Here is an 18,360-nt window from a genome sequence, read left to right as displayed (position 1 = left end):
GAAGGTATTGATTAGCACTTTTTTTTTGCTGTTGTCCGGCTTGCTGCAAGCCAATGTGGCATTCGCTGATGAAGCGCAGGTAAAGAAGGGTAAGCAACTGTTTATGCTTTGTCAGGCATGTCATGCCTACACAGAAAATGCGGGTATGCGAATTGGTCCTAATCTGGCCGGCATTGCCGGCAGTCAGGTGGGGCATGATAAAACATATGCCTATTCTGCTGCATTGAGCGGCGCAGATTTCAAATGGACAGACGACAAGCTGGATGCGTGGCTGCAAAGCCCGGTATCTGTTGTGCCGGGTACACAAATGGCCTTTGCAGGGTTACAAAACCCTGAGCAGCGCGCAGCGTTAATCGCATTTCTGAAAACGCTATAGCGCACAACATCCGGCGGCATCTGTGTCGCCTGATAGTTAAATGAAAGATTATGCAAAATATAAAAATAATAGATTTTTTCCTGATTCAGGGAGCTGTTAAATTTTAAAAAGGCATAAAGCTAATACAATAAGATTTGGAGGAGAGCTATGCGTCCACACGTAGAGATGATTGATGAGAAAGATCTCATCTGGCACCCGGCCGAGCTGGTTGGTGCAACCGGTACTGCACGTCAGCGTAACCTGTCTTACGATGAAGAAGACGGTTCAGTATCTGCCAAAATTCTGTTTGATACAGACTGGTCACGTCCGGCTGGTGTTCACGTAGCCCAGACCGAGTGGTACGTGTTAAGCGGTGAAGTGAAAATTGGTGACGAAGTGCTTATTGAAGGTGGTTACTGGTGTACCCCCCCGGGCGTAGTTTGTCCTGAACTTCACGTTAAACCTGGCACAGAAATTCTGTATTTCCGTGAATACGGTACATGGGAATTTGAAGCGACTACTGAGCAGAAAGATTTTGTCCGTGAAGATCAGGAACTGGTTATTAAGCACAGTAACCTGATGGAATGGGTACCTGTTGAAATTGGCAGCCCTATGGATTTCGAAGCAGGTGGCACTCCGGTACCGGGTCTGTTCATTAAACTGCTGTTTATCGATAAGAAAACACAGTTTTATACCCGTCTTATCAAAGCAAAACCGGGTTGGGTAGAGCATCCTCTTGCGCATCACCCATGCTTTGAAGAAGCCTACACGCTGGAAGGCACATTTGAGTTTAACTTCGGTGAGCAGTGGCCGGGTGTCTATTTCTTCCGTCCTGCGCTGGTGCGTCACGGCGACTTTGCGGCAGGTCCGAACGGCACTACCTGGTTGCTGCGTTGCGATGGCCGTCTGGTTGACTGGTATACTGATAATGCGAAGATGGAAATGCATGGCGACCCTGTGAACTGGGGCCCTGACTTCCCGGGAACGCAAGATCCTGTTCCGCTGCAACCTGTTCGCTCGCGCTCTGTAGGACCGATGAAAGACCCGTACTACACCTGAGCTTCCGCTGTTGTTAATCACGCAAGAAACCACGCCTTGACCGCGTGGTTTTTTATTGCCTGTTGTTTGGTGTAATGCTCCGCCTGTTACCGGAAGTCAGTGAAATTTATCAGTAAATTTTCGGGGTATCCGGCTATACGGTATGTCTATAACAGATTAATAAATTGATTTAGAAAAGCTATTTAAAAGCCCATAAGATGATTTTGGTCAATAAAACAACACATCTACGGGAGACGCCATGAGCGTACACAATCATGATGAACTGGAAGTCATCGGCCTTGTAAATCATTTTCCTGCTGCGGTAGGTAAGGCCCCCTCAGGCATCGACTTCGATGCAGATTATATCCGCTCGTCAGCACATCTTCAGGAAGCAGCAGGCTACGACAGAGTTTTGATCGCAAACGCGGCCACCATGCCGGAGAGCTTTGCAATCAGTGCTTACCTGGCTTCTTCAACAACCTCGCTGAATTTCTTAATGGCACACCGCCCGGGCGTCGTGCCGCCAACCGTGGCAGCCAGACATATCGCCACCATCGACCGTCTGAGCAAAGGACGTTGTGCTGTACACATCATCGCCGGCGCTGATGACAGGGAAGTGCAGGCTGACGGCTTATTCAACACCAAAGATGAACGCTATCTGATTGCCGCTGAATACGTGGAAGTGATGCGCAAAATGTGGTCTTCAGAAAAGCCTTTTGACTTTGACGGCGAATATTACACATTTCGTGGTGCGTTTGCCCGCGTCCGTCCCGGCAATGGCGCAGTACCGGTTTACTGGGCCGGCACATCCGATCTGGCCCTCGATTTATGTGGTAAATGTGCTGACGTGTATGCCTTCGGTGGTGACACCTTTGACCGTGCAGCCATGCTCACCGGAAAAGCCAGAGCAGCGGCTGCCAGATATAAACGTGAAATCAGTGTCCTGATGACCATCGTGGTGATTGCCAGTGACAGCGAAGATGCTGCCTGGGAACGGGCTGCTTCATTGTATGAAAAAGTGGTGGCGCAGCGTGAAAATGGCGACATCGGTATTGTCGGCGATCATGAGAAAGCCGGTGATGAAGCAGCTTCCGGGGCATTCCGCAGAATGCTGGACCAGGCAAAAAGTGGTGACCGTCTTGACCGGTGTCTCTGGACCGGTCTGAACAAGGCGTACATGGGGCGCGGAAATAACAGCGTGCTGGTGGGTACCCCTGAGCAGGTTGTCGACAGCCTGATGGAGTATCGCCGCCTGGGTGTAGACCGCTTTCTGCTGCGTGGTCCTGATCAGGATAACGATGCCGGCTTCATTGGTGAAAAGGTGATTCCGCTTCTCAAACAAACCATTGCAGAAACAATGCAATCCGTTGCTGCAAACGAAAACTAATTCGGTTTGAGACCCGACATTTATCAATTTCTGACACTGCCATACCTAATAAGATAACAAATGAGGTTTGCCTATGGTGGTTCAGACAGCTCTTAACCACACAGTCAAAGCAGTATCTTGACCACCGCCGGTCCGCTCCATTACCAGCACACAAAGATGTGTTTTAACCGGTGGATTATAAAACTACAACAACAAGGTTAAATCATGGAAAACAAGGCAAACGCGAAACTCAATAGCATCACAAAAGGGATCCTCAGTCTGGCCACATTAGCCGTTAGCGGTCAGGTCTGGTCGGAAGAGGCTGCTTCTCAGTCTTCAGGCGTGGAACGTATCGTCGTTACCGCTAAAAACCGTGCCGAGCCGCTACAGGAAGTGCCGCTGGCGATCAATGCATTCTCAGAAGAAGAATTACGCAATAACCAGATTAATGAAGTCCGCGATCTGCAGGACATTACCCCGAATCTCTATCTGGCCGGCGGCAACCGGAATGATCCCACCGCAGTGGGTATGCGGGGTCTGACGCCAAACACCTCTGATGAGCGTTATCAGGGCGTATCGTTCTTTCTTGACGGCATTCCGTTAAGTGGTCAGCTGGCATCTTTCGGCTTTATCGGCATTGACCGTATCGAAGTCATAAAGGGGCCGCAAGCAGCCAGCTTTGGCCGCGCAACATACAGCGGCGCCATAAATTTTGTTACCGCAACGCCTGATGCTAATGAAACCGAAGGTGAGTTCCGTGCGTCTGCCGGAACTGTTTCCGGCGGTGCTGACAACAGTTATTCTGTGGCAGGCTCAATTGAAACCCCTTTAATTGAAGACAAGCTGTGGCTGAATGTGGGGGCGACCAAATTCCAGAACGGTGGTGTGGCAGAGGCTACCGACGACGGTACATCTATTGGTCGTGAGCGATCGGAAATTGTCACCGCGCAGTTATATTATGCACCGTCAGATACATTATCTGTGAAGTTCAGAACCATGTATTCCCATGACGAAGATACCGGTCAGCTGGCGGTTATTCAGCACCCCAGAGACTGGGTTGAAAATGGTGCTGACCTTATCACTCTGCCCCGGGCAAGCGGTTCCTTTTATCCGTCAGTGGTGCCAGACCCTGATACCGGCACAATCGCCAGCTTCGGCGCGGCGGGAACGGCCAGAGACCGTTATTTTTCTTCTCTGATTGTCACCAAAGATATTGCTGATTACCGTCTGGTTTACAGCGGGGGTTATTACAAAAGCGAAGACGACAGGGATGCCGCATTCTCAACCCGTGCGTATCTGCCGGGGCAGGATCCGGTATTCGGCGATGTGGTGGGCACCGACGAAGTCAGCCTGACGTTCTATGCAGGTTTTACTTACCCGTCACGGGAAATATTTAAGAATACCAGCCATCAGTTACTGTTACTTTCACCCGATGCACAGGATTTACGCTGGCGCGCCGGTCTTTATTACTTTTGGGAAGAAGACGAAACCCAGTTTACGTCTCTGGCGAGTGACGTGAACCCTTCTGGTACTGCGCGGGTGGATGAAATGCAGAACTATGCTGCGTTTGGTGGTCTCGATTACGATATCACTGAGCAACTGATGTTCAGTGCTGAAGGCAGGATTGCCACAGAAAAAGTCATCTACAACGCCTGCCCGCAATGCACCACGCCGATGCCTGAAGAGGGCAGCAACAGTTCCACTAACTTTTCTCCGCGGCTGACACTGACTTACAAGCTGTCAGAAGACAACATGATTTACGGTTTGTATTCATCAGGCATAAAAAGTGCGAGGTTGAGCCGAGTTGTGATTGATGGCGTACCGCAGGCCATTGCGGCAAAACCGGAAGAGCTGGATAACTTCGAGCTTGGTTCTAAAAACCAGTTTCTGGACGGCAAAATGATGCTGAATCTGGCGGCCTTCTATCAGGATGTGTCTGATCAGCAACTTACCAGTTCTAATAACCTGGAAGTGGGCGATCAGATAGTGCCGCTGACTTACGTTGATAACGTGGGTAACTCTGAAGTTTACGGTTTTGAAGCAGAGAGCAAGATTGCTGTCACAGACAACTTGTCTTTATCTGCCTCAGTGGGCTATGCGCACCATGAATTTGTAGACAGCGATCCCTTCGTTATGTCTGCTACATCTGCATGGGGCTTTGAAGGAGAGAGCGGCGACCCGGTTTCTCTGAACGGTAAAACTCAGACTAACGTGCCGCGCTGGAACGGCAGACTGGCAGGTGAATACTTTGTACCGGATGTTTACAACAACATGAGTTTGTCAGTCCGTGTTGACGGTAATTATCGCGGTGAGTTTTACGCGGATTTATCAAACCTTGTCACGGTTGAAAGTGCATGGACCTTCAACAGCCGCATCACTCTGGCGGACGATATTCTCGATATCTCACTTTATGGCCGGAATATTTTCAACCAGGACCGTGCTATCGGAACAGGACTGGCGGGCGGTTCTGCGCCTTGCGTGTTCAATGAAAACAACACTGCTTTGTACGGCAATAACCAGTTGTGCCTGAGTATTGCTGCGCCACGTCCTGCAGAATTCGGTGTCGAGGTAGGCTACAAGTTCTGAGAAATCACAGGAGGGCTTGTATAAATGTTGTTGCCGGCCCTCCTCAAATATAGGCAAGAACAGAATAATAAAGGGGAACAACATGGCAAATGCGCAAGCAGAAAGTCCGGGAGCTGACGGTTCAGCTGTAAAACCCGATCGCATCCAATATAAAACGTTCTATTCAACCGGTGGACGGTTAACTATCGCCGCCCTGATCATTACCGCTGCACTCTGTACCATGGACAGAATGGTGTTATCAATGGTGGTTGATCCGTTACGGGCTGACTTAGGCCTCACAGAAACCCAAATCGGCGTATTACAGGGCTTTTCTTTTTCTTTGCTTTTCGCTGTTTGCGGCATCCCTCTGGGATTAATGGCAGATCGCCTTGCAAGGAACAAACTACTGGCCTTTGCAGTGTTAACCTGGAGTGTTGGCACACTGGCCTGTGGCCTGGCAAACAGTTTCGAGTCTCTATTTGTGTTCAGAATGCTGGTGGGAGCGGGCGAAGCAGCACTCTGGCCTGTGGCCATATCTTTGATTGGTGATTTGGCCCCGAAAGCCTATCGCGGCATGCTCATAGGCGGGTTGATTGTCGGGCAATTGTTCGGAGGCAGCTTTTCACTCATTGTTGGCGGGCAGGTGCTGGAGTCGGTTACCGCCGGCAGTCTCACACATTTACCTGTAATTGGTTCCTTTGAGGGCTGGCGCTTTCTGTTTATCTTGTATGGCAGCTTCGGTACCCTGGCTATTTTACTGCTGCTTACCGGTAAGGAACCACCAAGGGAAATAGTGTCTGAAGCAGCGTCAAAGAACCCTTTCAGTGGTCTTCGTGTTTTTTATGATTTCTTCAGGGCCAACTGGAAATCGGTGGGTTCTCTTTACTTACTGACAATGGTGGTTGCTGTTGTGCAGTATTCCGGATTCGCCTGGAATGTGCCGCTTATGCTTCGCCGGTTCGATATCGGGCCACAGCAAGTGGGTCTGATCATGGGCATCATGTCTTTTGCAGCCGGTGCGGCGGGCTCGCTTGCCGGCGGATTTGCGGCAAAGAAAACCGGCAAAAGCCCGGTGAACCGGTGCAACGTGATTATCTTCACGTATTGTATTTGCATCAGTTACGGATTGATTGCGTTTAACCCTGCGCTTTATACCACTGTGTTTCTCATTGCTATTCCATCGGTGCTGCTTGCCATGGCGGGGGTAATGTCTCTGGTTATTCTGCAGGATATTGTTCCTTCTAATATGCGCGGGGTAGCGACATCAGTGAACCATCTTTTTGCCAGCCTGATTGGCGCATCCATTGGTCCGGTACTGGTGGCCATGCTGACCCAGCATGTGTTTAAAACTGACGATATGGTCGGTGTTTCTCTTGGGCTTGTAGTGGGTCCTGCTATGGCGCTCGCGGCTTTCTTTGCATTCACCATCAAAAAAGAAATCGTGAAAAAGTATGACGGCATGGAAGCGTCTGTGGCTGATATGGCGAAGCCGGGAAAAGGATAAAAAATGCATTATTTACTGAAATGGTTTTTAGCCGTTCTGGCAGTGTTGTTTATTTCTGCAGCGGCCATCATTGGCTCTATGCGTGCCGGATGGTGGAATCCCTCCCTTGAAGAGGTAAAGGCAAAGCATGCCGCTGCACCGTCAGAATTTATTAAAACAGGTGATGTTACCCTGCATGTTCGTGATGAAGGGGAAGGGCCGGCTGTCATTATGCTTCACAGTTCAATGACTAACCTGCGTATTTACGATGGCTGGGCGGAGGCGCTGAAAACCGGTTACCGTGTCATCCGGATAGACTGGCCACCTTACGGATTATCTGATGATCCTGAACCTTCAAAGGGCATGCCCGGTGTGGTTACGCTGCTGGAACAGTTTGTTCAGCAGCAAAACATTTCTGAGTTTACTCTGGTGGGCAGTTCCAGCGGTTCAACGATTTCAGTGTTATATGCTGCGAAACATCCTGAACAGGTAAAAGCACTGGCACTCTCTACATTGCCATTGTCTGCACCGCCCACCTCTGAGCCTCCTTTTCTGGTGGATATCTTTCAGTATATTCATCAGAACTGGACGCCGGGTTACTTACCGGAAGCCTATTTTTCGGCATTCCTCGGCTGGTTGTATGGTGAGCCTTCCAGGCTGACACCGGAAACCGTACGCTGGTATTACGAAACCAATAATATCCCGGGTAAGTTCGCGCTGGTGAAGGCCTATTATGAAGCGAATCTGGCTGCGGTGTGGTCGAAAGGTGCGAAAGAGGAAGCTTCACAGGTTACCGCGCCGATCTTATTGCAATGGGGCGACAGGGACGCCGTACTGCCGGAATATCTGGTGGAAAAAGCCGTGGCTGACTTTCAGAGTACACAAGTCGATGTGATCCACTACGACGATGTGGGTCATTACCCCATGTTGGAACTGCCCGGTAAAACCGGTGAAGATCTGAAAAAATGGCTCGACGGGGTATATCAGAGAAAAGGTCAGGACTGACTGATTTTCTTCAGTGCCGCAATAAAGGTTTTTTCACTACGGGAGAGCAGTGCCTCAGCGCGCCAGAACAGGCCGACGGGACGCATGTAAGCGGTCTCGCCGAAATCAATTTTGATGAGCTCTCCCGCATTGATTTCATCGGCATATTCTCTGTGATTGCCCATTGAAACCAGGTCGCAGTTCAGCAGGCAGCCTTTCATCAGCAGAAAGGACGAGGTGCGCAGGCCGATTTGCGGGCGGGGAAGGTTGTGCATATTAAAAAGTTGTTCCCAGCGTTTATACATCACAGGGTTATCCGGCACTATCCACCGTGCTCTGGTTAAATTTTTCAGGGAAGGCTTGCCGTTTTTCAACAGCGGATGATTAGCCCTGAGCAGAATGCTGGCGCCTTCTACAGACAACTCTTCAAAGGTGAGTCCGTTCATATCCAGGTCCGGTGCTTTAGAACCCAGCGCCATTTGCAATCGTCCTTCCCGTACCCGTTCCAGCAGTTCATGAAAACTACCTTCTTTGACAATCACCTGAACATTCGGATCGCTGATTGCCAGCATTGAAATAGCCACGGGCAGGCGGTTTACCGTGAACATGCTTTCTGTCCCGAGGGTGAGTTTTTCTTCGCGCCTGTTACGCAAAGAATTGATGGTTGCCAGTGCCCGGTCCCGCTCAGTCATGATGATCCTTGCATGGGGCAGCAGTTCTTCTCCCTGGGCAGTCAGATATATTCCTCTGGAACTTCTTTCAAACAGCTTTATATCCAGCGCATCTTCGAGCATCTGGATACTGCGTGACAAAGACGGTTGCGATATAGCCAGCGCTTCAGATGCCTTATTAAAACTCCCTAAGTCGGCCACGGTGACAAATCTGCGTAACTGGCGGATATCCATATTCTTGCTCGCTGCATTTGATATAAGTGTATGACTTATCCTGCTATAGAATAACTCTATAATCAATGCGTATTTTCATATAGAAATATTATACCCCTGTCTCTAAGGTAGCTTAATCCGGAACAGATCAGGGAACCCGTTATGCCAGCTATTGAGCGGTACAACATCGCAATGTGTAATGCGCCTGTCAGGCCTGCTTTCAATGCAGATGGCACGCTATGCAACAAGACACTGCAAGCTAATATCGCGCTGTGCTGCGCACGGATAAAGCATGCGGCAGAGTGCTACAACGCTAAGGTGGTCGTGTTTCCTGAATTCACCTTTACCGGCTATCAGCAAATGGACTATGAGGGCTGGCTGAAGGCATCAGTCACTATGCCCGGTCCCGAAACAGAGGCATTTGCTGAGGTGGCTGCTGCCACCGGCACTTATGTTGTTATCCAGGCTGCTGAAACCCACCCAGATATTCCCGACAGATACTTTTTATCGTCCGCATTACTTACACCTTCCGGTGAAGTTGGCATGGTGTACCGGAAAAATTACGCCATTTCCCTGCGCACCAGTCCGAATGATGTATTCACTCAATACACGCGGGTATTCGGGGAAAGCGGTTTCTTTCCTGTATACGCCTGTGAACTCGGAAACATCGGCATGCTGATAGGCGCTGAGCCTCACTGGCCGGAAGCTGTCCGCAGTCTTGCCTTAAACGGCGCTGAACTCATTGTTAATTCTGTGGCTTCCCTGACCGGTGTGGATTATATGCAGCGGGAGGGCGCTGCCAGTGTAAGAGGCGTAAGAGCATTCGAGAATCAACTGTATTTCGCCATGGCGAATGTGCAGGGGGAGTTAGCGGCAGCATCTGCCTGTTTTGATTACAACGGTAAGAGTATCGCTGTTAAAGCCGCCGGCGATGAAGACCTGGTCATCGCTGAAATAGACATTACCGCGTTGCGAGAGGCGCGAAAAAAACCAGCCACCAATTTTCTTGCGCAACTTCAACCCGCTATACACAGCCCGGTTCAGCAGTATCCACTGTGGCCTTCGGATGTGTTCGCACAGGCGCCTGCTGCAGACGCTTGTGCACTGCTGAAGGTTGAACAGGATGCCTGGCAGCGGTTTCTGTCAGCAGAAGATAAACACCCATTAGTGAGGGAGAACTGATCATGCCTTGTGAAATCGTAGGATTGCACTTTTACGCCGATTCTTCGGAGCTGCGTCCGGTGGACACAGTTTTTGATACACAATTTGCTGTTGATTACGCCATTGCCCACGAAGAGGCCGGATTTGACCGCGTGTTAATCGGTCAGACAGCTACCTGGCCGGACGGCTTTGCCATCGCCAGTCATATCGCTGCGGTCACCAGCAAACTGAAGTTCATGGTAGCACACCGTCCGGGATTCATCGCACCTACTATGGCTGCCCGCATGTTCGCCACGCTGGACCAGCTTTCCGGTGGCAGAGCGGGGGTACACATCATTACCGGCGCCAGCGACAAAGAACTGGAATGCGACGGCGATTTTACCAGTAAAGAAGAGCGCTACTATCGCAGCCGGGAATACATCGATGTATTACGAATGATATGGGGAAGTCACTCGCCGGCAGATTTCAAAGGTGACTGGTACCGCTTCAATCAGGCGTTTTCCAAAATCAAACCGGTACAAGCCGTTCTGCCTGTCTTCTGGGGCGGTGCCTCAGACCTTGCTGTAAAGCTGGGTGCGGAATGCGCAGATGTGTATGCCATTGGCCCAGGTACACTTGAACAAACCCGCGCCTTAATCGCAAAGTTTAAAGCCAGAGCGGCTGAGTTTGGCCGTAACCCGGGGAGCTCAATGTCAGTGCGGATCATTGTCGGCGACACCACAGAAGAAGCCTGGAAGAAGGCAGAAAATGTTCTGGAGCGGGTGACGCAAATTCAGCAGGACGGCACAAAGATTGGGCGGGATAAGGGAAAGGATGATCTCGCAGCCAGCCATTTAATGGCACTGGCCTCGCAGGGGGAATGTTTGGACACCTGTTTGTGGACCGGCGTTGCAAAGGCCACTGAAGGGCGCTTACAGGCAATGGCGCTGGTGGGGACGGCTGAAGAAGTCTCTGATGCTCTGCTTGAATATTACCGCGCCGGCGTAGACCGGTTTCTGATCAACGGCTTTGACACCATTCAGGACGTCAGACTGTTCGGACGGGATTTGATACCCATGATTAAACAAAAAGTCAGCGCCGAAGATGCGCGCTGAACTTGCCTTCATATTCACACTGCAAACAGAGAACAACATGACCAGACCAATGAAAATTGTGGGGATCGGAGGCACGACCTCTGAAAACTCATCAACTGAAAAAGCACTCGCTGTTGCCCTGGCTTCAGCGAAAGAAAGAGGCGCTGATGTAGAGCTTATCGGCAGCAATACGCTGGCGGCACTGCCTCACTATGCTTATGGCGTTGTAGAGCAATCAACAGAGGCCGCAGAATTTGTCGCGAAAATCAGGCAGGCAGATGGCTTGATCCTGGCGACACCCTGCTATCACGGCTCCGTGTCAGGGTTAATGAAAAATGCCCTCGACTATGTCGAGGAGACGGCAAAAGACAGCAGAGTGTATCTGGACGGTGTACCGGTCGGGCTGATCGTCAATGCCTACGGCTGGCAAGCCATCGGGCCGACATTAACCACCATGCGTTCGATAGTGCATGCCTTGCGCGGCTGGCCGACGCCTTTCGGTGCCGGTATTAAAGTCAGCAGCGGGCTGTTCGACGGCACGCAGGTCACCGATGCTGATATTGCCGCTCAACTGGCGCTGGTGGGCAGTCAGGTTGCTGATTTCACTGCACGAAACCAACTGGCAGCAGCCAGCTAATAAAATAACAATAATCAGAGGCACGGGAAAAATGATACTGGTATTTGGATCGACAGGCAGAACAGGAAGAGCATTGATTTCGCAGCTCCTTAAAAAAGGCGAAAAATTGAGGATCATGGTGCGTAACGCCAAAAAGGTCAGAGAGCTGCGGTTGCAGGGTGTGGATGTTGTTGAGGGAGAAATCGATAATTACCATATTCTCAGTCAGGCGTTTGAGCGGGTGGATAAAGTGTATATGTTGCTGGGCAACAGCGAACATCAGCTTTTTCTGGAAAAATTAATTATCAATATGGCGCTGGAGAAAGGCGTCAGTCTGGTGGTGAAGCAATCCTCGCTGGAAGCACTGCCGGATTCAGATAAACCTATCCCGAAACTGCATGTTGAAAGTGAGCAGTATTTAAAGCGTTCGAGGCTTAACTGGGTGATGCTCAGGCCAACCTTTTTCTCTCAGATGCTATTTCTCTGTGCAGAGGGCATCGTAAAAGCTGATAAGCTCGCATTCCCCATGTCAAACGGCGTTGTCGCAATGACAGATGCAAGAGATGTTGCGGAGGTAGCTGCTCATGTGCTGACCACATCGGGACACAGCGGGAAAAGTTACGATATTACAGGGCCGGAGCTGGTTTCTTTTGAAACTGTCGCCGCAATTCTCAGTAAAGAGCTCGGTAGAGAGATAACCTATACAAGCACACCATTGGAAGACTTCAGGGCCAGGCTGGATAAGGTTGTTGAAGACAAATGGCGGGTGAATGCGGTTTGTGAGGAAATTAATTTTCTGGCTAACGCGCAACACGGATATACCACGTCTGTTGTTTCAGATTTGCTTGGTCGTCCTGCAAGAGGCGCAAGAGATTTTATCAGTGACTTCAGACAGGCATTTACACCGGAGTAGCCGATATTTTTGGCGGGCAACGTGTTTAGATAAGGCAGGTGAGCTTACAACCCACCTGCGTTTTTATTTAAAACTCAGACAGCAAACGGCCAAAGCCGGAAATTTTATCTTCAATACCGTTGGCACGCAGAGCATGCCAGTATGTGGCAGTGTTAATAGCGATAACTGGCTTGTTCAGCTCCATCTCCAGACGTTCAGCCTGTCTGGCCATACACAGGTTCGTACCTACCTGCACGATGGCGTCAACGTCATCTCCGTTCAGCGCGTTAACGGTTTCGCGAACCGTTGAGGGCGTTACCCGGGCAATATCGTGCCAGCTAGGGCATTGAAGAGGTTTATCCCGCACTGTTTCATAGCCGTGGTCGCTGAGGTAGTTTGCCACTTCGGCATTCGCCACCGGATAGTATGGTGACAGGAAGGCGATTTTTTTAATGTTGCCGTGAGCTTTCAAAGCTGCGGCAACAGCTTCAGAACCCAGAGAAATTTTCAGACCGGATTTAGACTGGATATTGTCTTTCCACTTCTGTGCGCCTTCAGCACCACCGTAAAAGGTAACCGCAGACATACCCATCACCAGGTAGTCAGGGCCCATGGTGAGCACACCTTCTACTGCTTCGTAGGTTTTACGGTCGATTTCCAGTGTTCCCTGCATAAAGGTTTCATTAGAAATGGCACTGGCATTTTTAATCACAATGCGGCTGTAGTGATTCGTTACGCCTGCCGGACGCATTTCTGAAAATTCAGGTTCTACAATTGTGTTGGTTGAAGGACCCAGTACGCCAAAGCGGGCGCGGTAACCTAATATATCTCTTTCCATGTCAGCTCCTATAATTGTACAACGCGGATGCCGCAATCGGCGCCGTTAAACAGACTCTCAAGGGCGGCGGGGGCAGACAGTAAGCCGTCGTAAACTACTTCCGTGGATTTCATCTGTCCGCTGTGATACCAGTCGATCAGTTCCTGTTCTGCACCCGCGAATGACTCGTGGTAATCCCACACGAAAAAGCCTTCCATGCGTGCGCGTTTGTAAATCACGTTGTAGTAGTAGCGCGGACCGGGTAACGGTGGATCGGTATATTCAGTGGCAATCTGTCCGCAGATAACCGCGCGGCCGCGCAGAGCAATATTCTTCATTGCCGCATCCAGCGTGTCACCGCCCACATTATCGAAATACACGTCGATACCGTCGGGGCACAAGGTTTCAAAACGCTCGTATAAATCTTCAGATTTATAATCAATGGTCTGGTCGACACCCACTACGTCTTTTAGCCACTGACATTTTTCCGGGCCTCCGGCAATGCCAATGACGTTACAGCCTTTAATTTTGGCGATTTGCGCCACAATCGAGCCTACACCGCCGGCAGCAGCAGAGACGACTACGGTATCACCGGCAACCGGCTTACCGATATCGAGGAAGCCGAAGTAAGCTGAAAAGCCGGAAGAGCCCAGAATGCCAAGGTGCAGATATAAAGGCGTTTGCGGATTCGTGACCTTTTGCAGTGTTTTCACCAGCAGGCCTTCAGTGTCGCCACTCTGAACAGAGTAGTCCTGCCAGCCGGTTGAGCAGGCAACGACTTCCCCTTCTTTAAAATCTTCATGTCTGGAAGCGATAACCGTACCTACACCACGGCCACGCATTACATCACCAATTTCAATTGGCTCGTGGAAACGGCTGGCTTCACCCATAAGATAAGCTCGCTGGGCAGGTGAAAAGCCAAGAGCATCGGTTTTTACCAGAAACTCACCGTCTTTCAGTGCGGGCACTTCAGACTCCGTCACCTCAAATAAATCCATACTGACGGCTTCACCTTGCTTTATGTGTTTTTTCAGGCGTATTTGCCGGTTGATTGTCATCCCAGATTCCTCTCTTGTTCGTTTTATTCGGGTCTTATTTTTTTGTAAAAGCCGCAAACCCTGCCTGCATTTCCTCTAACACGGGGGCGATGCAGGAAGACGCCTGACAGGCCTGCCACCACTTGTGTAATTCAGCGTGAAACATCAGTGGAGACGGGCGGTTAAATTTGAGTGCCAGGGTTTCGATGTACCAGGCATTGGTCGCCATCGCGAAATCGCCGGTGTGCCAGGGCGTCGTACTTTCACCACGGCTGATACGCCAGCTCTGCCAGCGTGAAAGTAACAGCTCCAGTGGTTGCCACAGGATGGCGCTGTCTTCATTGGATAAGGGCTTGCCGGCTTGTTTGAAAAGTGCAAACAGCGCCGGTGCAATATGGGTATTGGCCATGCTGACTGTGGTCCGCACGCTGGCTTTATCAAACGGGGTTTTCGGTAAACAGGGTGTACCGTCAAATTCGTCTTCGATGTATTCCGCAATCGCCGCCGATTCTGAAATGGTGCGGCCGTCATCAAGCACCAGTACCGGAATTTTGGCTAAAGGATTAAGGCGGGAAAATGCATCGCCGGCAGGGCTGCTTTCCGGTTTGCGGATATCAATATCCAGACCCTTTGCCAGAATTTGCATGCGTAAGCGCGCTGCATAGGGCGAGTGTGGCAGACTAATTAAATACATAACTTACGCTCCGGAATATCACTTAATGTATTAAAGGTATGACAATAAACATTAATTGGGTTAGATTCAAATGCTGTTGTTACTTATTTGCATGTACGCACTGTATTACTTATCAATTAATCACGAATTGATAATTGTTAAGGCAGCCAGATTCCCCTGTCTCATAAACTTGCCGCATAGCATCATTGTTCTGGATTTAGGGGAAATTATGTACGAACTGAGTATATTGCGGTGGATTCACATCGTTGCCATGGTGTACTGGCTGGGTGGTGAATGGGGCGTCTTTCAGACGGCTTACAACATTGTTAACCGTAAGCTTTCGATGGAAGAAAGGCGTCGACATTTAGAAACCGCATACCGTATCGATATCCTTGCCCGCACTGGTATTATTTTGTTATTACCACTGGGCTTACACATGGGTCATATTTGGGGGGTGCAACCCTATGGCGGAACTACTCTGGTGGTAATGTGGATTGCGGTAGCAATCTGGCTGAGCCTATGCTGGGCGGCATTCTTCTTCCGTGAAACCGATAAGGGTATCCGGTTGACCAAAATGGATGAAAGTGTGCGCTTTGTGCTTATTCCAGTCATGATGATTTGTGCAATCGGTACCTTCCTGGGTTACGGCCCGTTTGCCACCGGTGAAGGGCAAATGTGGTATCCAACAAAAATATTTATTTTTGCCTGGCTGCTGGTGATTGGTCTGAAACTGCGTTTTATCATGCGTGAGTGGACTGTGATTTTCAGGCAACTGGCACAAAAAGAAGATGAGGTACTGGAAGCCCGTCTGGAGCAACAAATCAGAATGTCCCGTTATCTTGCGTATCTTTACTGGATTGGCATTCTTACCGTTGCCTTCCTCGGTGCAACGAAACCATTCTGAGTTAGTGGCAGTGCGTTTGTACTGCTTTTTTATTGCAAGATACTGCTGTAAACAGGAGAGTTCTATCCTATGAATACCGTTATTTCGCCCGCTGTGATTGATTCAGTTACGAATATTACCGGCCCTCAATATCTGCTGACTGACCCTGCGTCATGCGCGCTTTATGCTCAGGATGTGTATACTAAAGCAATACCCGCGGGTGCAGTTGTTCAGCCCGGCAATCTTGATGAACTGAGTCAGGTTATCAAGACCCTGGTTGAGAACGGCATTGTGGTTATTCCCCGGGGGGGCGGCATGTCTTATACCTCTGGCTATGTTCCCGTTGCAGAAGGTGCCGTCATTATCGATGGCAGTCGAATGGATAAGGTGCTTGAAATCAATGAGCAGGATATGTATGTGACGGTTGAAGCTGGATGTACGTGGAAGACGTTGCACGAAGCGCTTGAGGCCCGCAATCTCAGAACCCCATTTTGGGGAACTTTGTCAGGGATCCACGCTACGGCCGGTGGCGGTGCGTCACAAAATGGCATGTTCTGGGGCTCAGGTCAATTTGGTCCTATCGGTGACTCTATCATCAGTATGCAGGTTGTGATTGCTGATGGCACTATCATATCAACCGGCGCGGACGCGCAAAAAAATGGCTCTCCATTTTTCCGCCATTTCGGTCCGGACCTAACCGGTATTTTTATCGGTGACAATGGGGCGTTGGGAATGAAGGGGACGGTAACCTTGCGCCTTATGCCGTTGATAAAAGAAAAAGACTATGTGTCTATGGAATTTAGTTCTGGTAGCGACGCATTGGAAGCGATGAGTGAGATTTCCCGTCAGGGACTTGCCATGGAGTGTTTTGGTTTTGACCCATCCCTACAAGAACAACGCAAGAAGCGGGAAAGTCTGTTAACCGACGCAAAAGCGTTGGCGGGTTTTATGAAGTCGGCTGGTTCTTTTAAAAAGGCACTTGTTGGCGGTGCAAAAATTGCGCTGGCCGGAAGGAGCTATATGGACGATCTGGGCTTTACTATTCAGGTCATTATTGAAGAAAGTAGTGAGCAGTCTGCCAATTTGAAAGCCGATAAAGTCCGGCAGATTATAAAAAAGTTCAATGGTCGTGAAATTGAAAGCACAATTCCAAAAGTCTTGAGAGCAAACCCTTTTGGGCCGCTCAATAATTCTGTCGGACCTAGTGGCGAGCGTTGGGTGCCTGTTCATGGTTTATTTCCACATTCTAAGATTGTTGATGCCTGGAAAGCGTCTGAAGCAGTTTTTGAACGTCACCGCGAAAAATTGACTGAGTATAAGGTGATTACAGGCTATTTGTTTGCAACTATTGCGACCAACGCTTTTGTGCTTGAACCGGTATTTTTTTGGCAGGACGAATTAAAAGAGTTACATGAGAAAACTGTCGTACCATCGCATTTCGCTAAGTTGACAAAATATCCTGAGAATCTCGAAATTCGAGCTTATGTTGATAAGGTAAAAAGTGAGTTAGTAGATTTGTACAGTGATTTGGGTAGCTCACATTTTCAACTCGGAAAGTCCTATCACTATGCGACAGGTATGAAACCCGAGTCTTTTGGACTTATTCAGGCGATCAAGTCTTATCTGGATCCGAAAAACCTGCTCAACCCGGGCGCACTGGGCTTCACACCTGATAACCGTTGAAAAGAGCTGAACGCGTATGTTGAAATATAGTTTGCATGATGGCAACACACTGCCTCCTGTGGGACTGGGTGTGTGGCAGGCCAGCAATAAAGAAGTGGAAAGCGCCGTCGACTGCGCTTTCGGTCACGGTTACCGCCTGATCGATACTGCCAGTATTTATGAGAACGAGGCCGGAGTGGGTCATGCCCTCAAAAACAGCGGGTTGCCCAGGGAAGCTTTTTATATCACCACGAAATTGTGGAATACCGACCAGATGCGGGTACAGCAGGCGTTGGAAGAAAGTCTGACTAAGCTGCAACTGGACCATGTGGATTTATATTTAATCCACTGGCCGGCGCCGTCTCAAGGGCAGTTTATTGATGCCTGGAAAGGACTGCTGGCTGCGAAGGAGCAGGGGCTGGTGAAGTCGGTGGGGGTGAGTAATTTTCAACCTGAACATATTCAACGATTGCAGCAGGAAACGGGTATTACGCCGGTTGTGAATCAGATCGAGTTACATCCTCTGCTATCCCAGCCGGAGCTGGTGGACTGGTGTCAGAAGGAAAACATTGCCGTGCAGGCATGGAGCCCGCTGGCGCAGGGGGGGGCGGATGTATTTAATTCAAAAACGGTCAGTACGCTTTCCCGTGGATACGGAAAAACTCCGGCTCAGATAGTGCTGCGTTGGCATTTACAGCGCAATGTGTGCGTGATCCCTAAATCGGTAACACCTGAGCGGATACGTGAAAATATTGATATTTACGACTTTTCATTAAGCAAGCAGGATATGAAAGCCATGGATGCGCTGAATGAAAATCGCCGTCTGGGGCCGCATCCCGACACGTTTGTGAATGTCTGATCTCTGCTGAAC

17 protein-coding genes are annotated in these 18,360 nt (G+C 49.8%); 13 read left to right on the top strand and 4 right to left on the bottom strand.

From position 1 onward, the window contains the following. The first annotated feature begins 7 nt into the window (after positions 1–7). The 6 genes from ACXAH4_RS05220 (at position 8) to ACXAH4_RS05195 (ending at position 7,812) form a co-directional block, all read left to right on the top strand. Complete coding sequence (locus ACXAH4_RS05220; protein WP_474881041.1) at positions 8–376, top strand: c-type cytochrome; 369 nt, start codon at positions 8–10, stop codon at positions 374–376. A 147-nt stretch (positions 377–523) separates the two neighbouring features. Next, positions 524–1,414, top strand: coding sequence for a DUF4437 domain-containing protein (locus ACXAH4_RS05215; RefSeq protein ID WP_474844091.1), 891 nt, complete (start codon positions 524–526; stop codon positions 1,412–1,414). A gap of 238 nt (positions 1,415–1,652) precedes the next feature. Then, on the top strand, positions 1,653–2,780 hold the full coding sequence (locus tag ACXAH4_RS05210; RefSeq protein WP_474844090.1) for an LLM class flavin-dependent oxidoreductase: 1,128 nt from the start codon (positions 1,653–1,655) through the stop codon (positions 2,778–2,780). A 204-nt stretch (positions 2,781–2,984) separates the two neighbouring features. Further along, positions 2,985–5,345, top strand: a complete 2,361-nt coding sequence (locus ACXAH4_RS05205; protein WP_474844089.1) for a TonB-dependent receptor — start codon at positions 2,985–2,987, stop codon at positions 5,343–5,345. 82 nt (positions 5,346–5,427) lie between these two features. Continuing rightward, positions 5,428–6,828, top strand: coding sequence for an MFS transporter (locus ACXAH4_RS05200; protein ID WP_474844088.1), 1,401 nt, complete (start codon positions 5,428–5,430; stop codon positions 6,826–6,828). A gap of 3 nt (positions 6,829–6,831) precedes the next feature. After that, positions 6,832–7,812: an alpha/beta fold hydrolase gene (locus ACXAH4_RS05195; RefSeq protein WP_474881039.1), complete on the top strand. Its 981-nt coding sequence runs from the start codon at positions 6,832–6,834 to the stop codon at positions 7,810–7,812. Here the strand turns inward: ACXAH4_RS05195 and ACXAH4_RS05190 are convergent. Beyond that, entirely contained in the window at positions 7,803–8,696 is an 894-nt protein-coding gene (locus ACXAH4_RS05190) for a LysR family transcriptional regulator (protein ID WP_474844086.1), read from the bottom strand. The two genes, ACXAH4_RS05195 and ACXAH4_RS05190, sit on opposite strands and share 10 nt — an antisense overlap. Positions 8,697–8,837: 141 nt before the next feature. On the opposite strand from ACXAH4_RS05190, the gene ACXAH4_RS05185 reads away from it, so the two are divergent. The 4 genes from ACXAH4_RS05185 to ACXAH4_RS05170 are packed head-to-tail and all read left to right on the top strand — an operon-like array spanning position 8,838 to position 12,438. Then, a complete protein-coding gene (locus ACXAH4_RS05185) occupies positions 8,838–9,857 on the top strand; it encodes a carbon-nitrogen hydrolase family protein (RefSeq protein ID WP_474849395.1) in 1,020 nt (339 codons plus the stop codon). A gap of 2 nt (positions 9,858–9,859) precedes the next feature. After that, positions 9,860–10,930 carry an LLM class flavin-dependent oxidoreductase gene (locus ACXAH4_RS05180; protein WP_474844084.1) on the top strand — a complete coding sequence of 357 codons (1,071 nt, stop codon included), beginning with the start codon at positions 9,860–9,862 and terminating at the stop codon, positions 10,928–10,930. 37 nt (positions 10,931–10,967) lie between these two features. Continuing rightward, a complete protein-coding gene (locus ACXAH4_RS05175) occupies positions 10,968–11,546 on the top strand; it encodes an NADPH-dependent FMN reductase (RefSeq protein WP_474881038.1) in 579 nt (192 codons plus the stop codon). Next, positions 11,461–12,438, top strand: a complete 978-nt coding sequence (locus ACXAH4_RS05170) for an NmrA family NAD(P)-binding protein (protein WP_474881036.1) — start codon at positions 11,461–11,463, stop codon at positions 12,436–12,438. The genes ACXAH4_RS05175 and ACXAH4_RS05170 overlap by 86 nt, the downstream gene beginning before the upstream one ends. 67 nt (positions 12,439–12,505) lie before the next feature. On the opposite strand, the gene ACXAH4_RS05165 is transcribed toward ACXAH4_RS05170, so the two are convergent. From ACXAH4_RS05165 to ACXAH4_RS05155, 3 genes are read right to left on the bottom strand one after another with little or no spacing between them, the layout of a single operon-like run. Next, positions 12,506–13,255 (bottom strand): maleate cis-trans isomerase family protein, encoded by a 750-nt coding sequence (locus ACXAH4_RS05165; protein ID WP_474844081.1) that lies wholly within the window; start codon positions 13,253–13,255, stop codon positions 12,506–12,508. An 8-nt stretch (positions 13,256–13,263) separates the two neighbouring features. Beyond that, positions 13,264–14,292: an NADP-dependent oxidoreductase gene (locus ACXAH4_RS05160; protein ID WP_474881035.1), complete on the bottom strand. Its 1,029-nt coding sequence runs from the start codon at positions 14,290–14,292 to the stop codon at positions 13,264–13,266. 34 nt (positions 14,293–14,326) lie between these two features. Further along, entirely contained in the window at positions 14,327–14,965 is a 639-nt protein-coding gene (locus ACXAH4_RS05155; RefSeq protein WP_474844080.1) for a glutathione S-transferase family protein, read from the bottom strand. A 208-nt stretch (positions 14,966–15,173) separates the two neighbouring features. Between ACXAH4_RS05155 and ACXAH4_RS05150 the strand changes: the two genes are divergently transcribed. From ACXAH4_RS05150 to ACXAH4_RS05140, 3 genes are all read left to right on the top strand, one after another. Continuing rightward, a complete protein-coding gene (locus tag ACXAH4_RS05150) occupies positions 15,174–15,848 on the top strand; it encodes a hypothetical protein (RefSeq protein WP_474844079.1) in 675 nt (224 codons plus the stop codon). Positions 15,849–15,917: 69 nt separating this feature from the next. Further along, positions 15,918–17,510 (top strand): FAD-binding oxidoreductase, encoded by a 1,593-nt coding sequence (locus ACXAH4_RS05145; RefSeq protein WP_474844078.1) that lies wholly within the window; start codon positions 15,918–15,920, stop codon positions 17,508–17,510. A gap of 16 nt (positions 17,511–17,526) precedes the next feature. Beyond that, complete coding sequence (locus ACXAH4_RS05140) at positions 17,527–18,348, top strand: aldo/keto reductase (protein ID WP_474849385.1); 822 nt, start codon at positions 17,527–17,529, stop codon at positions 18,346–18,348. The last annotated feature ends 12 nt before the right edge of the window (positions 18,349–18,360 follow it).

It is taken from the genome of Alteromonas sp. ABV2_168 (assembly GCF_056161165.1).
The sequence above is the reverse complement of the archived record's forward strand: the minus strand, read 5'-3'. Positions and strand labels throughout refer to the sequence as shown.

Bases quoted from the DNA above. Each gene is read 5' to 3' on its own strand.
- ACXAH4_RS05185 (WP_474849395.1), top strand. From the start codon at position 8,838: ATGCCAGCTATTGAGCGGTACAACATCGCAATGTGTAATGCGCCTGTC.
- ACXAH4_RS05190 (WP_474844086.1), bottom strand. From the start codon at position 8,696: ATGGATATCCGCCAGTTACGCAGATTTGTCACCGTGGCCGACTTAGGG.
- ACXAH4_RS05195 (WP_474881039.1), top strand. From the start codon at position 6,832: ATGCATTATTTACTGAAATGGTTTTTAGCCGTTCTGGCAGTGTTGTTT.
- ACXAH4_RS05200 (WP_474844088.1), top strand. From the start codon at position 5,428: ATGGCAAATGCGCAAGCAGAAAGTCCGGGAGCTGACGGTTCAGCTGTA.
- ACXAH4_RS05140 (WP_474849385.1), top strand. From the start codon at position 17,527: ATGTTGAAATATAGTTTGCATGATGGCAACACACTGCCTCCTGTGGGA.
- ACXAH4_RS05170 (WP_474881036.1), top strand. From the start codon at position 11,461: ATGCTGATATTGCCGCTCAACTGGCGCTGGTGGGCAGTCAGGTTGCTG.
- ACXAH4_RS05205 (WP_474844089.1), top strand. From the start codon at position 2,985: ATGGAAAACAAGGCAAACGCGAAACTCAATAGCATCACAAAAGGGATC.
- ACXAH4_RS05180 (WP_474844084.1), top strand. From the start codon at position 9,860: ATGCCTTGTGAAATCGTAGGATTGCACTTTTACGCCGATTCTTCGGAG.
- ACXAH4_RS05155 (WP_474844080.1), bottom strand. From the start codon at position 14,965: ATGTATTTAATTAGTCTGCCACACTCGCCCTATGCAGCGCGCTTACGC.
- ACXAH4_RS05215 (WP_474844091.1), top strand. From the start codon at position 524: ATGCGTCCACACGTAGAGATGATTGATGAGAAAGATCTCATCTGGCAC.
- ACXAH4_RS05145 (WP_474844078.1), top strand. From the start codon at position 15,918: ATGAATACCGTTATTTCGCCCGCTGTGATTGATTCAGTTACGAATATT.
- ACXAH4_RS05165 (WP_474844081.1), bottom strand. From the start codon at position 13,255: ATGGAAAGAGATATATTAGGTTACCGCGCCCGCTTTGGCGTACTGGGT.
- ACXAH4_RS05150 (WP_474844079.1), top strand. From the start codon at position 15,174: ATGTACGAACTGAGTATATTGCGGTGGATTCACATCGTTGCCATGGTG.
- ACXAH4_RS05210 (WP_474844090.1), top strand. From the start codon at position 1,653: ATGAGCGTACACAATCATGATGAACTGGAAGTCATCGGCCTTGTAAAT.
- ACXAH4_RS05175 (WP_474881038.1), top strand. From the start codon at position 10,968: ATGACCAGACCAATGAAAATTGTGGGGATCGGAGGCACGACCTCTGAA.
- ACXAH4_RS05160 (WP_474881035.1), bottom strand. From the start codon at position 14,292: ATGACAATCAACCGGCAAATACGCCTGAAAAAACACATAAAGCAAGGT.